Origin of the sequence: Pleurocapsa sp. PCC 7319, from assembly GCF_000332195.1 — a bacterium.
Lineage (GTDB): Bacteria > Cyanobacteriota > Cyanobacteriia > Cyanobacteriales > Xenococcaceae > Waterburya.
In genome coordinates this window covers 5,178,574-5,192,037 of sequence record NZ_KB235922.1, presented here as the reverse complement: position 1 = coordinate 5,192,037, position 13,464 = coordinate 5,178,574, and the positions used below count along the sequence as shown (strand labels likewise).

Annotated in this window: 10 protein-coding genes; 6 read left to right on the top strand and 4 right to left on the bottom strand. The window is 39.2% G+C overall.

The genetic code is table 11. From position 1 onward, the window contains the following. Window positions 1-17 precede the first annotated feature (17 nt). Complete coding sequence (locus tag PLEUR7319_RS0127680) at window positions 18-1,661, top strand: CTP synthase (protein ID WP_019508483.1); 1,644 nt, start codon at window positions 18-20, stop codon at window positions 1,659-1,661. 131 nt (window positions 1,662-1,792) lie between these two features. Here PLEUR7319_RS0127680 and PLEUR7319_RS0127675 read toward each other — a convergent pair whose 3' ends face one another. Next, entirely contained in the window at window positions 1,793-2,572 is a 780-nt protein-coding gene (locus PLEUR7319_RS0127675; protein WP_019508482.1) for a hypothetical protein, read from the bottom strand. An 869-nt stretch (window positions 2,573-3,441) separates the two neighbouring features. On the opposite strand from PLEUR7319_RS0127675, the gene PLEUR7319_RS0127670 reads away from it, so the two are divergent. Beyond that, window positions 3,442-4,893: a CIA30 family protein gene (locus tag PLEUR7319_RS0127670; RefSeq protein ID WP_019508481.1), complete on the top strand. Its 1,452-nt coding sequence runs from the start codon at window positions 3,442-3,444 to the stop codon at window positions 4,891-4,893. A 556-nt stretch (window positions 4,894-5,449) separates the two neighbouring features. Here the strand turns inward: PLEUR7319_RS0127670 and PLEUR7319_RS0127660 are convergent. The 3 genes from PLEUR7319_RS0127660 to PLEUR7319_RS0127650 all read right to left on the bottom strand — a co-directional run bounded on the left by PLEUR7319_RS0127660 (window position 5,450) and on the right by PLEUR7319_RS0127650 (window position 7,659). Beyond that, complete coding sequence (locus tag PLEUR7319_RS0127660; protein ID WP_019508480.1) at window positions 5,450-6,361, bottom strand: hypothetical protein; 912 nt, start codon at window positions 6,359-6,361, stop codon at window positions 5,450-5,452. A gap of 19 nt (window positions 6,362-6,380) precedes the next feature. Continuing rightward, window positions 6,381-7,136, bottom strand: a complete 756-nt coding sequence (locus tag PLEUR7319_RS0127655; protein ID WP_019508479.1) for a trans-aconitate 2-methyltransferase — start codon at window positions 7,134-7,136, stop codon at window positions 6,381-6,383. A gap of 229 nt (window positions 7,137-7,365) precedes the next feature. Further along, on the bottom strand, window positions 7,366-7,659 hold the full coding sequence (locus PLEUR7319_RS0127650) for a hypothetical protein (protein ID WP_019508478.1): 294 nt from the start codon (window positions 7,657-7,659) through the stop codon (window positions 7,366-7,368). A 111-nt stretch (window positions 7,660-7,770) separates the two neighbouring features. On the opposite strand from PLEUR7319_RS0127650, the gene PLEUR7319_RS0127645 reads away from it, so the two are divergent. From PLEUR7319_RS0127645 to PLEUR7319_RS0127630, 4 genes are all read left to right on the top strand, one after another. Further along, the gene (locus PLEUR7319_RS0127645) at window positions 7,771-8,277 is read left to right on the top strand and encodes a hypothetical protein (RefSeq protein ID WP_019508477.1); all 507 of its coding nucleotides are present in this window, start codon (window positions 7,771-7,773) and stop codon (window positions 8,275-8,277) included. Window positions 8,278-8,590: 313 nt separating this feature from the next. Further along, entirely contained in the window at window positions 8,591-9,205 is a 615-nt protein-coding gene (locus tag PLEUR7319_RS0127640; protein ID WP_019508476.1) for a hypothetical protein, read from the top strand. Between the two features lie 335 nt (window positions 9,206-9,540). Continuing rightward, window positions 9,541-11,721 (top strand): glycosyl hydrolase family 28-related protein, encoded by a 2,181-nt coding sequence (locus PLEUR7319_RS0127635; protein WP_158441886.1) that lies wholly within the window; start codon window positions 9,541-9,543, stop codon window positions 11,719-11,721. Window positions 11,722-12,015: 294 nt separating this feature from the next. Beyond that, window positions 12,016-12,927 (top strand): tetratricopeptide repeat protein, encoded by a 912-nt coding sequence (locus PLEUR7319_RS0127630; RefSeq protein ID WP_036800951.1) that lies wholly within the window; start codon window positions 12,016-12,018, stop codon window positions 12,925-12,927. The last annotated feature ends 537 nt before the right edge of the window (window positions 12,928-13,464 follow it).

Here is a 13,464-nt window from a genome sequence, read left to right as displayed (position 1 = left end):
AAATATGAGAAATTATTATGACTAAATTTGTATTTATTACTGGTGGTGTCGTCTCCAGTATTGGTAAAGGTATTGTTGCTGCTAGTCTAGGTCGGTTATTAAAATCTCGCAACTACTCCGTATCAATCCTCAAACTTGACCCCTATATTAATGTTGATCCTGGTACGATGAGTCCTTATCAACATGGAGAAGTATTTGTAACTGATGACGGAGCGGAAACCGATCTAGATCTAGGACATTATGAACGTTTTACTGATACATCCATGTCACGTCTTAATAGTGTAACTACTGGGTCAATATATCAATCAGTAATTAATAAAGAAAGGCGAGGGGACTATGATGGCGGTACGGTTCAGGTAATCCCCCATATTACCAACGAAATCAAAGAGAGAATTCATCGCGTTGCCAGTAACACTGGTTCCGATGTAGTGATTACTGAAATCGGCGGGACGGTTGGCGATATTGAATCTTTACCTTTTATGGAAGCAATTCGTCAATTTCGTAAAGATGTGGGTCGGAATAATGTAATTTATATGCACGTTACCCTAATTCCCTGGATTCCCGCTGCGGGAGAAATGAAGACAAAACCGACTCAACATTCAGTCAAAGAATTACGTTCAATTGGTATTCAACCAGATATTTTAGTCTGTCGCTGCGATCGCCCTTTATTTCCTGGCATCAAAGAAAAAATTGCTGAATTCTGTGATGTAGCTGTAAGCTCAGTGGTTACATCTCTCGATGCCAGTACTATCTACGAAGTGCCACTTATTCTCGAACAAGAGGGATTAGCGCAACAAACCCTAGAATTATTACACTTAGAACAACGTCAACCCGATCTAGAAAATTGGCGTAATTTGGTGATTAAGATGAACTCCAGTCGCACCAAAATTGAAGTGGCGATTGTGGGTAAATATATACAACTGAGTGATGCCTATTTATCGGTAGTTGAAGCTTTAGGGCATGGTGCGATCGCCGCTGATTGTGAAGTGAATTTACGCTGGGTGAGTGCGGAAGATATTGAACTTCATGGCGCAGCTAAATATTTACAGGATGTGGGCGGAGTGATTGTACCAGGAGGTTTCGGCATTCGGGGAGTAGATGGCAAAGTCGCAGCGATTAAATATGCCCGTAATGAAAAAATTCCCTTTTTAGGCTTGTGTCTGGGAATGCAATGTTGTGCGATCGAGTGGGCGCGAAATGTAGCCGATCTTAAAGATGCGAATAGTTCTGAATTTGATCCTGAAAGTTCCAATCCGATTATTAACATACTACCAGAGCAGCAAGATGTTATCGACCTGGGAGGAACAATGCGCTTAGGAACTTATCCATGTCGTCTCAAACCTGATACCTTAGCTTTTTCTCTATATCAAAAGGAAGTAATTTATGAACGTCATCGTCATCGGTATGAATTTAACAACGCTTATCGCAATCTATTTCTAGAAACAGGTTATGAAATTAGCGGTACATCTCCTGATGGACGTTTAGTAGAAATAATTGAAATGCCAGAGCACCCCTTCTTTATTGCTACTCAGTTTCATCCTGAATTTCGTTCTCGCCCCAATAATCCCCATCCTCTTTTTTTAGGTTTTGTCCAAGCAGCATTTAACAAAAGTCGTCATTCAGAGGAAGTACCTATTTCTTTTTCAGCTCCCACAGCATAGTTCAGAAATTTAGTTGATGAATGTGGGCAAGCAATAAAAAGAAAATCTTCCTAAAAATTTTAGGAAGATTTTTTTAATAACTCTAATTAAAATTCAGTTAAATCTCATCATATTCGACGAGTGAATTGAGACTATTGAGCAGGTTCTAATTCAGGAACAACGTTATCAACTGCTTCTTCACCAGTTTCTAAAGCATTATCGCCAGTTTCTAGAGCATTATCAACAGTGCCTTCAATGCTTGATTGATCGGTAGGTTCTGTTTCTTCAGTAGCTTCTAATTCAGGAGTTTGAATTTCAGCATTTTCAGCGTCTTCGATTTCTTCAGTAGCTTCTAGTTCAGTACCTTCTAGCTCTTCGCTAGCTTCTAGGTCAGTACCTTCTAGCTCTTCGCTAGCTTCTAGGTCAGTACCTTCTAGCTCTTCACTAGCTTCTAGGTCAGTACCTTCTAGCTCTTCGCTAGCTTCTAGTTCAGTACCTTCTAGCTCTTCGCTAGCTTCTAGGTCAGTACCTTCGATTTCTTCACTAGCTTCTAGTTCAGTACCTTCTAGTTCTTCACTAGCTTCTAGTTCAGTACCTTCTAGCTCTTCAGTAGCTTCTAGTTCAGTACCTTCTAGCTCTTCGCTAGCTTCTAGGTCAGTACCTTCTAGTTCTTCGCTAGCTTCTAGGTCAGTACCTTCTAGTTCTTCGCTAGCTTCTAGTTCAGTACCTTCTAGCTCTTCGCTAGTTTCTAGGTCAGTACCTTCTAGTTCTTCACTAGCTTCCATTTCAGTGCCTTCGATTCCATCGGGAGATACTTCTACTGCACTGTCAGTATCAGAAATATCAGGAGTTCCACTTTTAACAGAAGTACAAGCTCCTAAAAGAGCAACTAAACCGAGAGTAATAGATAAAGCTTTAAATTGAAGTTTCATGATTATTCTTTAGATTAATTTTTTGCTTGGTTTCTACAAGATAGAATCAAAAAGTAAAGAAAATGATAGTTAGAGAAATATTTTTTCTTGATAAATCAGAAAGCTTTTTAAAACAATAAATAGTAGTCATGTAACAACAAAAGTGAAAAAACAGATAATCCCCAAAAACCTTTAATAAAATACTTTTCAGCAAAAATTAAATAAATATAAAGCTCTAGAGATGAAAAATTAGAAAATTGATAAAAACTGGATAGTAATCTTTGTATTTATTCGAATAACCCTTTACCTTTTACTAACGACTAACAATCAATCAATAATTTTTTGCTCAGATATACAAAGTTGTTTAATGGAAATAAGGTCAGCTATTCACATTAAGTAAATAAAGCTTATTAACTAGTGAAGAAAACATAAGCAATTATTTTAGTTGCTTTAAATAGTTGGTTCTGGGGATTCTTAAAACTATTGAGTTTAATCAAATAAGCCCACAGTCAAGTTTTCGTATTTAAGCTAATTGATTTGATGTTCTTGATTATTCCCTAATAATTATTTTAAAGTTTCAACCGTAATCATTCATGCCCTCTCAAAAAATGCATCCTAACGAGATCAGCACGAATGTATTACTTATAAAAAAATCAAGATAGTAGGCATGGTTTAAATTAGGATTATAAAATTAAACGGTTTTGGTGGCTTGAAATCAAAAAACGGAATAGACTTCTAAGACTCACTTGTTAAAACACAATCTCCTAGCATCTTCCTTTTAATCATCGTATTTAACTATTTAAGTAACCTGGTATAACCAAGAAGTACCTTTAGCAAAGAACTGACAAAAAAGTTTAAGATCAATTTATTATTGCGCGCAAGGTGATGTTGTGGCGAAGTGGGAGTTGGGTAGACTTTGGCAAACTCTAACTTATTTTGAGGTTATTCCTTTTATTAACTGCTGGCAACGTATATTTAAACGTAGTCAATTACAAAAATCTAAACAACAAACAAGTATGGTAATTCTAGTAGCTGGAGCAACAGGTGGAGTTGGCAAGAGAGTCGTCAAAAATTTACTAGAACAAAATTACCAAGTGCGAGCTTTGATTAGAGATGTAGCTAGGGCTAAAGATATGTTAGATAGCCGGGTTGAATTATTTGAAGCCGATATCACTATTCCAGAAACCTTAAAACCAGAAATGATGCAGGATGTTAGCACAGTTATTTGCTGCACAGGAACTAAGGTACAACCAGTAGAAGGTGATACGCCAACGAGGGAAAAATATTATCAGGGAATCAAATTTTATCTGCCTGAAGTAGTAGATACTCCTGAACTAGTGGAATATGAAGGCATGAAAAACTTAGTCAAAGTTGTTTCTGCTCATATTCCTCCTGCGACTAACAAACTAATTTTTGATTTTACTAATCCCAATGCCGAGATTAAAGAAACTTGGGGAGCAATAGATGACGTAGTTATGGGAGGCGTTAGTCAAAGTAATATTCGTCTAGCGGATGGTAAAGCTATCTTTTCCGGTATTGTCTCTACAGATAATAATGGGGGGTTTGCTTCTGTACGTACTCGAAACTTTGATACTCCACTAGATTTATCAGATTATGAAGGAATTGAATTAAGAGTCATTGGTGACGGCAAACGTTATAAATTTATTGCTCGTTGTGAAGGTAAATGGGATGGTATCGGTTACTGTTATTCCTTTGATACAGTTTACAATTTTCCCACCACTATTCGGATTCCCTTTCAGGATTTGATTCCTGTATTTCGGGCTAAAACCGTTGAAGATGCCAACAAGATAGATGCCAGCAAAATATATTCAATGCAGTTGATGTTGAGTAAGTTTGAATACGATGGTGAACTAAATCCAAAGTTTGAAGCTGGTTCATTTACCTTACAAGTAGAATATATCAAAGCCTATGGTGGTCAAGCTAAACCCCAATTTATTCAAATAAGTTCAGCGGGAGTTACCCGTCCTGGTCGTCCAGGCATAAACCTCGAAGAAGAACCACCTGCTGTGCGCATGAATGAGCAACTAGGAGGAATCTTAACCTGGAAATTGAAGGGAGAAGAAGCTATTAAAGCAAGTGGCTTAACCTACACCATTATTCGTCCTTGCGCACTTACCGAACAACCTGGAGATAAAATTTTATACGCTGAACAAGGGGATAATATTAGAGGGCAAGTTAGCCGAGATGCGATCGCCGAGTTATGTATCCAGGCAATGAATTTACCCCAAGCTGTCAATAAAACCTTTGAGGTGAGAGAGGAATCACAACAGGGAAAAACCGACTGGCAGAATTTGTTTGCTAATTTACAACAGGATAGTTAGTTAATGCGCCAGCAGGATGAGTAGTTCATTGAGAGTAGCTTATGCTCTCAATTTCATCTTCATAAAATAAGGAACTACAGAGTTTTTGCTCGTCAAGTCGGATATTTCTGAGTTTACCAAGCGAGTTTCTAAACATTGGACGATCTTTTGACAAGTATCAAAGCAGCCTATTGTAGCAACTAGTTGGTGATCGATATAAATACCCCACCGTCCATTTTCTATTTGTTTGGAATAATATGACATTATCTAAATTTGAGACTTATTTTAAATAATTTAATTTGATTGAAAAATTAGCAATAAATTTGGATCTCGTCTATTTCTTTCTCATATCTGTAGCCCAAAATACAGTCAATATATGTTGCTAGAGTGCATTCTTCATTCATATTATGACTTTATCTTCTGATAACTGCCAAGTCTAAGTTTTAATTTTAGATCTTGGTATTATTTATTAGCTTTAAGTGCCTTGATAAAGAAGCGTTTAGCAGTATTGAATTGCGTAAGGAACTAAATCGAGTTCTAAAATCAATTGGTTATCGTGGGCGGAAGTCTGGTTGACTTAACAGCCATCAGAATATGATTCAAGCTGCTGCCAAATCTTGTGTAAACCAGCAGCTATAGTCTTGATTACACTTTCACTAGTCCAATAACTACAGTGGGATAAAGGATTCCAAGATTCTAATAAACCCCCGTCGTTAACTTCTCGGTCTTTCGTCACCGCATTGGAATAAGCTTCGTTTAACGATCTCAATGGATATCCCAGAATATCGCTCTTATTGAAAAAATTTATCCATTCACCCTTCAAATCTGGATGGTGACGATCAAGTTTTTCTGAGGGGACTTGAATAGGATGGTCGAAGTTAGAATGTCGCAAAGACCAAAAAGGAATTTGACTGGCTAAAGTATAAACAGAAGTAAGGGTTTCTCCTCTTTCTAGTGGCGTATCGCCAATATCGATTTGACTTTTTTGGGTTTGCATATCGTAGATGTAGTTACTTGCAATTACAGTTCCCAAGCTATGAGCAATTATACATAACGGTGCATCTTTTCCCGCTTGTTCTTCCTGTGCCAAACTATTTAAACTCTCTGCAAAACAACGATGAATACCGTCATAACCCCAAAGATCCTCCATCTTAGAGTGAGTAACTTGATAAGTTAAGCTATCAGCGATCGCTTGAAAGACGAATTCTCGTAGACCGAAAAAGCTATCTAGCTGATTTACTCCTAATCTTTCATAAAGATTCTTGCGTTCATCTCGTAATACGGGAGTCCAATTGATTGCCGAGATAGCTAACTTGGAATCAGCCCATTCTATTTTTTGGTCTTCACTTCCTGATTGTCCTGCTATATCCGCTACTTTTAGCTTTAGGGCTTGTGCCATTCCACTAGTGAATTTATAACTTTCCACCTCATCAAACTCTGTTCCGACACAAATTCCATGAATGATCGCTACTGCAATTTTAGATGACATAACATTTTTTTATCTTGTACTAATATAAAAGTTGATTATCTGGTTTAGTAGCGACAATACGTATTCTTTGATAATCTGCCCACCAATGACCATCTCGAAATAGAGCAGAATTCAATTCAGACTCAATCTGACTCATGATGGCCGTTCTCTTTTTTGGTTCCAGGGTAGAAAAACGATCGCCAGCAAACATTTTGAGCCAGTTTGACAACCCATTTTCACCGTCTAATTTTGTTGGACGAGGAAATAGCGATGCATAACCAACATTAAATCCACATTGTTCGAGGAGACTGCTATATTCAGCAATACTAGGGAAATACCAAGGATTGTATTGAGGTGTTGCCAAAGCTCGATTAATTGCTTCAATGATTTGTTTGATATTATTTTTGCCACCAAATTCTGCTACAAATCGTCCTCCTGGCTTTAAAGCTTGATAAATACATTGAGCTGCAGCTTCTGGAGGATGAATCCAATGTAAAGCTGCGTTAGAAAAAACGGCATCAAAGGGTTGTTGGCAGGAAAAGTTGGCACCATCGGCAACTCTAAATTCAATCTGAGGATAATTTTGAACACATTGAGCGATCGCTGATTCTGAACTATCTAAACCGACTACTTCTGCACCAGTTGCCGCAATCTCCGCTGTTAATTGCCCAGTTCCACAACCTAGATCTAGAATACGCTCTCCTGACTGAGGTCCAAGTATTTCTATGATTTTTGAGCCATATTGCCAAACGTAGCTATGTTTTTCTTCATAAAGTGCCACATTCCATTGATTCATATGTCAATTATGCTTCTAAATTACTAACACAGAGTAAACTTTATCCTGATTAGGAAACAACCAACCGCATATCAATCGTCTTTACATCATATCTAAAACTTGTGATGCAAATTTTTATGAAAGAATAAGGATATAGACAATCTCTGACATCGTCTTATTTCTGAAAATCTTATTTAAACAATAGCTAAAAAAAGTTGCGCAAGGGATAAATCACATAACTAGCAGTCTATCAAGGTAATAAAATGCTACTAAACCAACTTACTGCAGAAATGATAAAGCTGAGACAAGATTTGACTTTTGTACGAAATTTATCTTTAACTGGCTTATTGGCGATCGCCTGTTTATGTTGTTTATCTGATTTACAACGGTACAATACTGGAGTGACTAATCGAGCATCGATTACTAATATTTCCAATTCCACCTCATTTAAGCTAATTGTTGAACATAATTGACCTACTCCCACTGCTTTTAGCTGTGGGATTCGAGGCTCAAACAGAAATTGCAACCTGTGGTTGACTAACATTTCCTACCCTCAGAGGTAAACAATTGACAATTACATAATTAAATAATGAATTTTCAATACTCTACTGCGCTAGGATTTTAATTGATGTTTGATTGGGTTAAGAGTTAAGAAATGAATTATCTAATTGCTGTTGTACCTGATCGCTTTCAGGCGGAAGAAGCTTATACAGCGTTAGAAAAGGGAGGTATTCCTCTAGCGAAGATTGCGATCGCTGGAAAAGGTTATAAAACTGCTGATGAGCTAGGCTTAATCGATCCTGTAATACAGGCCAAGAAAAAAGCGATTTTTATGGCGTATTGGTTGATCCCCTTTGGTTTTTTCGGCGGGTATGTATTTGACCTAATTACGGGGTTAGATACCTTCAGTTGGGCAGGAGAACCAGGCAACCATATAGTAGGTGGAGTTTTGGGTGCTATTGGAGGCGCAATGGGCAGCGTCCTAGTCGGTGGTGGTGTAGGTTGGGCGACAAACACAGGTAGTGATACTGTTCCCTACCGTGAATATTTAGAGGCAGATAAATATTTAATACTCGTAGAAAATTTGGGTGATTTAGGCGATCGCGCTGTTCCCATTCTACGGAAGTTATCTCCTGAGACGCTTCAAAGTTACGAGTCCTAACTAGTAGTCTGCCAATTGTAAAATGATGGATACTAAACAAGTTCGGAGTTCAGAGTCAGAAGATTACCCCTCAATTCAAACTTATTCTGGTACTAGATTCCATAGATTAACTGCTGTTCGCCAATGATAATCGGTTATTTTACTTTTGCTAACTAATGTCTAAAAGTTAAGGAAATAGTAAACGAAAATTCAATAGTTGTGCATTCAAATGCAGGACATTCTAAAGCATAAGCAAGCCGTTAAATCTGTGACAGTTATGTAAAGTAAACTTGGCTATCGATCAACTTAATTTCTGCATTTGATTTTAGGTTTTATGACCAGCTTTAATGAATTGCAGATGCATATTAGTAAAATGAGGAAAAATTCAGAAAATTTACCAGTAGTAATTGGGGTAGTGATGCTTTCTGTTGCTGTCCTTGGGCTGGGGGGAATAATATATTACTTTACTCAAAGTGAAGCTGTTCAAGAACAAACAGAGAATTCACCAGATTTTGCTCAGAAGAATAGTCAATTAGAAGCGGAAAAATCAGACAAGAATATTATAGTTGCACCTGCGCCGACAGAAGTTGAAGGAGGTGGTAGGTCAGGAATAGATCCTAGTTCTGAAACGGGCATACCTACAGGCACCTATTCTAATCCTCCCACTTCAGTTAATTCTTTTGATTATTCAGATGATTATTCATCTAGTTTGTCCGAGCAATATGGTTCTAGTGTAGAACGCAATCGCTTGAGACAGCAAAATTTTGATATAACCAGACCTGATTATAGTAGTCCGTCTTCTAATAATAACTTTAATCAATCTGATGACAACAGTTTAGTTGAGCCGATAGCAGAAGATAGCTTACTAGGAGTACCCAATAATGATAGTAATGAAGATTCTCCAGGAATTACTACCATTGAAGAATCCCCATTTGAACAATTGCCGTAAGGGATCTGAGCTCCTAACCATCAGCAATCCAAAATTCCCCCATCTGAGAAATATCGAAGCGACGGAGAAAGTCCACTTTTTAAAATTTAGGATCATCGCACCTCACCTTGATCCCCACATTAGGCACGTTACGAATGTAGCACAATAGATAATTGTAAAAATCACTATTTTTGTCAGATTTTCATTATTATGTCTTGAATTATTTTTAACTTTTTGCGATGACACATTTTCTATTCAAATCGCCAAAACTGCTTTAAGGTAAGGGACTTGAATCGAAACTTCTTAGAAGTATAATGCAACTCGCGAAATGTGGGATTCAAGCAAAGGAGAATGGAATGAAAACACGGTACTGGAAACGATGGGTTAAGGCAATGCTGTTGAACAGCTTCCTGCTGCTCGTACCAGTCTTACTCTGGCAAGCCTCGCCTATGCCTGAGAGTTCCCCAGTCCAAAGCAGGCTTGGGGTTGGAGATCGGGGAGAATGGGTTGATTTCAACTTGTTCTATCCATCTGAGGTTGTCTGGGAACCCAATTCTAGCTGGAGCGGTACAGCCGACAATGGCTGGGGAGATGGCGATAATCCTTGTAGTGGAGCCCTTAACTATGAGGGGGGTCGGGTGATAGATGTAACTAAACTTGGCGTACATTCGGCCGTTCCCAATGACGGCAAAGATGATACCCAGGCCTTGATCACTGCATATGACTGTGTCGTGTGGAAGTATCGGGCGGTGTTAAAAAATCCCAAATACCCCTGGTCGCGAGAGTACCTGAGTAACATCATTTACTTGCCCGAAGGGATCTATGAAGTGAGTAGACCAATTCTCTTCACTGGGGGACAAATGCTGCGTGAGAATGATCAGGGTGCAGAGCATGCTATCCGCTTCGTGGGTCAGAACCGGGAACACACAATCATCAGACTGACAGGTGATCCCGAGGGATATTTCAACAATAGGGACGAGCCTACGCCACTGCTCAGCTATGCCCATCCGGATACCGAGGTAAACAACGAAGTCGCTACTAACGTTTTGCGTAACCTGACCATCGACACTGGCAAATATAGGGGAGCGGTTGGAGTTCGCTTTGGAGGAGCCAACACCGCAGAAATCAGTAATGTGACTGTCGCGGGCAACGGCGTGTGCGGCATATGGTTCTCGATCAGCGTTACTCAGGGATATTATCGCGATATTACCGTGTCTGGCTTTGACCGGGGGATTTTCGTGGATGAGCAATCCACGGCTTTGCCCACACATCCCAACTTTGAGTATGTTACCCTTCGCAATCAGGAGAATGCAGGGTTTGTCATCAACAATACCTCTGCTTCGATACGGAGACTGGTGAGCGAAAACACCGATCCCAGCGTCAAGTCGCTCCAGCTGAACGAGAACTCTTTTGTGGTTGTCATCGATAGCGAGCTGAACAGCGGTTTTCCAGCCATCGTCCAAAACGGCGGCAACTTTATGACGCACCATGTCTTTACGCCAGGGGGCTATATTGAGGAGAAAGTTTCCTATCCACATTGGCCCAAGGTGCTGTCTCGAACCCAAGCCATGAGTTCGCTCAATTTACCCATCGAAGACGCGCCGGGCATACCTTATCTAGACCCAAGCCAATACCCAGACCTGGCCATGCCCTACCCCGACCTCACAGCTCCTTCTGAGTATCAGGTGGTTCATCCGAACGACGACATTCAGGCTATCCTAAATTCTGGGGCCTCGACCCTTTACTTTGTGCCTTACCCAGGGCGTTTCGAGATCTCTAAGCCCTACACCATTCCACAGACCGTCACTCGAATCAATTTTCTCTTTTCGATAGTAACGCATCATAGCAATTTCGGTAAAAACGAGACGGCGGCGTTTGTGGTTGAGACAGGTGATGAAAACAGTCCGCCTTTAGTGCTCGAGGATGGGTTTACGCCCAATTACACCTCCGATAGCCAAGGCTTTAGAGACGCAGGGGTCAGGTATGAGGGATCCAAAATGGTCTGGTTCCGTCATGTGTCCAAGCGTACTCTTGTGCTACGTCACAGCATGAATATGCGTAATGTCGTCTATCAGGGTACTTCTGGGGCAGGTAAGGCGTTTCTCGATAATGTCAGTGGAGGTCCGAACATTCTGGGTCCAGTCTTTCAGTTTCGCGAGGGTCAAAAGATCTGGGCTCGACATATTAATCCGGAAGACACAAACCCGGCGGTTTTGAATGAAGGTGCCACGACCTGGATTATGGGCTATAAAGTGGAAGGACATAGTGTAACAGATATGCAAAACCACAACGGCGGTTTTTTAGAAGTGTTGGGTGGAGTTCACAATGAGTTAACAAGGGGTACTAAGCCTGGATCTGTACCAGTATTTATCAACGACAATTCCCATACTTCGCTGACTTTCCGCGAGACGTTAAGAGCCCCGGTCTACTATCTAGTGCGGGAGACACGCGACGGCGAGACCAGGAACCTGACAAGGAGGCAAGTCCCCAATCTTGACGGCGAGGCTTTGGTGCCGTTGTACGTCGGTAGTCAGTGATAAACACTAGTTTTATCAAAATCTTTCATTTATGAGAGGAATTAGCTTAAGGCTGAGAATGCCATTTGGTATCAGTATTCCTATTTCTACAGCGTTTTTTGCCAGATGAAGATTCAATTGAACTTACAGCTAGTTGTTGCGCCTACAAGCAAAAATGAGAAATTTAGTGATTTATTACAAAATAAAACAAGTTTGACCAGTTGTCTCTTGAATTTCTTTGTAAGTTTAGGCAATTTATTAAGCAGTAAAAGTAAAACTACTCAAATAGTAGCTTTCTTATCTACCTATATATATATGAAGATTGTTTTACACCGATGCTTATTAGGTACTTTGTCCTTAATTGTGACAATTACTTTCTGGCTTAATTCTCCTGTTTGGGCTGAATCTAAGGTAAATAGTTCCAAAATTTTCAACTCTGCCCTAGACCATGTTCATCAACATAACTATCAACAGGCTTTGATTGGCTTTACTCAAGTAATCAATCAGCAAGACAGCTTAATTGGATCTGCTTATAGCAATCGCTGTCTAGTTAATCTACAATTACAAAACTATTCGGCAGCTGAGGCTGACTGTACTTTTGCCATTCAATATAATTCTGAGAATACAGAGGCTCATCTTGACTTGGGGTTAGCTTATTATCTCAGGGAGAAATATGAGCTAGCGATCGCGGAATATCAAGAGGTTATCCAACGGGATCGGCAGGACTATAGAGCTTATTACAATCGCGGTTTAGCTCATTATGCTATACGAGACTATGAGCAAGCAATTGTAGATTACAATTTGGCGTTAATGTCCCCTAGCCTAATCGATAAAGAACAAAAAACACTAATCTATAATGATCGTGGTTTGACTCATATGATGCTCAAAAATTATAGTCAGGCGATCGCTGATACTGAGCAAGCCATTGATTTAGAACATCACAACTATAATGCCTACTTTAATCAAGGCTGCGCTCATCATCGACAAGGAGATTATTTAGCAGCCATTGAAGATTTTACTCAAGTAGTACAATTAAATCCCGACCTTACACAAGCGTATATTAACCGGGCAGTATTACATCATCAATTAGGACACAAGCACGCTGCATTATCTGATATCAATATTGCTTTACAACAATATAAAAAACAAGGCGATCATCTTGCTTACGCTCAAGTTGTCAACCTGAAACGGAAGCTTTTTTACTCTCAACCGAGTCAATTAGCCTGACTTCCAAGCGTCCTTGCCTGCCATTGTTTATTCTTTTCTGACAACTACTAGACAACAAAACTTTATTTTCTTAAAGTTTCAACACAGGTTTCAATCAACTACAGTCTTATTGGAGTTTTTGTTGTCAAAGTAGTTGAATTCTTGTTTTAATTATCTGAGTCAATTACTTTTTTGAATCACATTTTGGTTTAATTCAAAAAGTTTTTAAGTTATTTTCCAACAACAGAAAATAAGATTGATTTTTTAAAAAACTTAAATTTATATCTTTGGTAATTTTCTGCTACTTTTGTTTAATATTAAGCTCTCATCACGATGATGACCTGACTGACTGACACATATAACTCAAACAATCATTTTTTAGGTTTGATATTTTTAGATTCAAAGCTAATTTTAGAATTATCAAATCTTATCAAACCTATGCACCTCAGGTGTATTGGCAACCTTGAAAACAAGAATTGCTTCGTTATTATTAGAGATGTGTCAGACAGTCAGGATAATGAAACTAGCATGGTAAAATGTCTTAGAACTCAAATGTTT

Coding starts and splice junctions, on each gene's coding strand:
- PLEUR7319_RS0127680 (WP_019508483.1), top strand. CDS start 18: ATGACTAAATTTGTATTTATTACTGGTGGTGTCGTCTCCAGTATTGGT.
- PLEUR7319_RS0127675 (WP_019508482.1), bottom strand. CDS start 2,572: ATGAAACTTCAATTTAAAGCTTTATCTATTACTCTCGGTTTAGTTGCT.
- PLEUR7319_RS0127660 (WP_019508480.1), bottom strand. CDS start 6,361: ATGTCATCTAAAATTGCAGTAGCGATCATTCATGGAATTTGTGTCGGA.
- PLEUR7319_RS0127655 (WP_019508479.1), bottom strand. CDS start 7,136: ATGAATCAATGGAATGTGGCACTTTATGAAGAAAAACATAGCTACGTT.
- PLEUR7319_RS0127650 (WP_019508478.1), bottom strand. CDS start 7,659: ATGTTAGTCAACCACAGGTTGCAATTTCTGTTTGAGCCTCGAATCCCA.
- PLEUR7319_RS0127645 (WP_019508477.1), top strand. CDS start 7,771: ATGAATTATCTAATTGCTGTTGTACCTGATCGCTTTCAGGCGGAAGAA.
- PLEUR7319_RS0127640 (WP_019508476.1), top strand. CDS start 8,591: ATGACCAGCTTTAATGAATTGCAGATGCATATTAGTAAAATGAGGAAA.
- PLEUR7319_RS0127635 (WP_158441886.1), top strand. CDS start 9,541: ATGAAAACACGGTACTGGAAACGATGGGTTAAGGCAATGCTGTTGAAC.
- PLEUR7319_RS0127630 (WP_036800951.1), top strand. CDS start 12,016: ATGAAGATTGTTTTACACCGATGCTTATTAGGTACTTTGTCCTTAATT.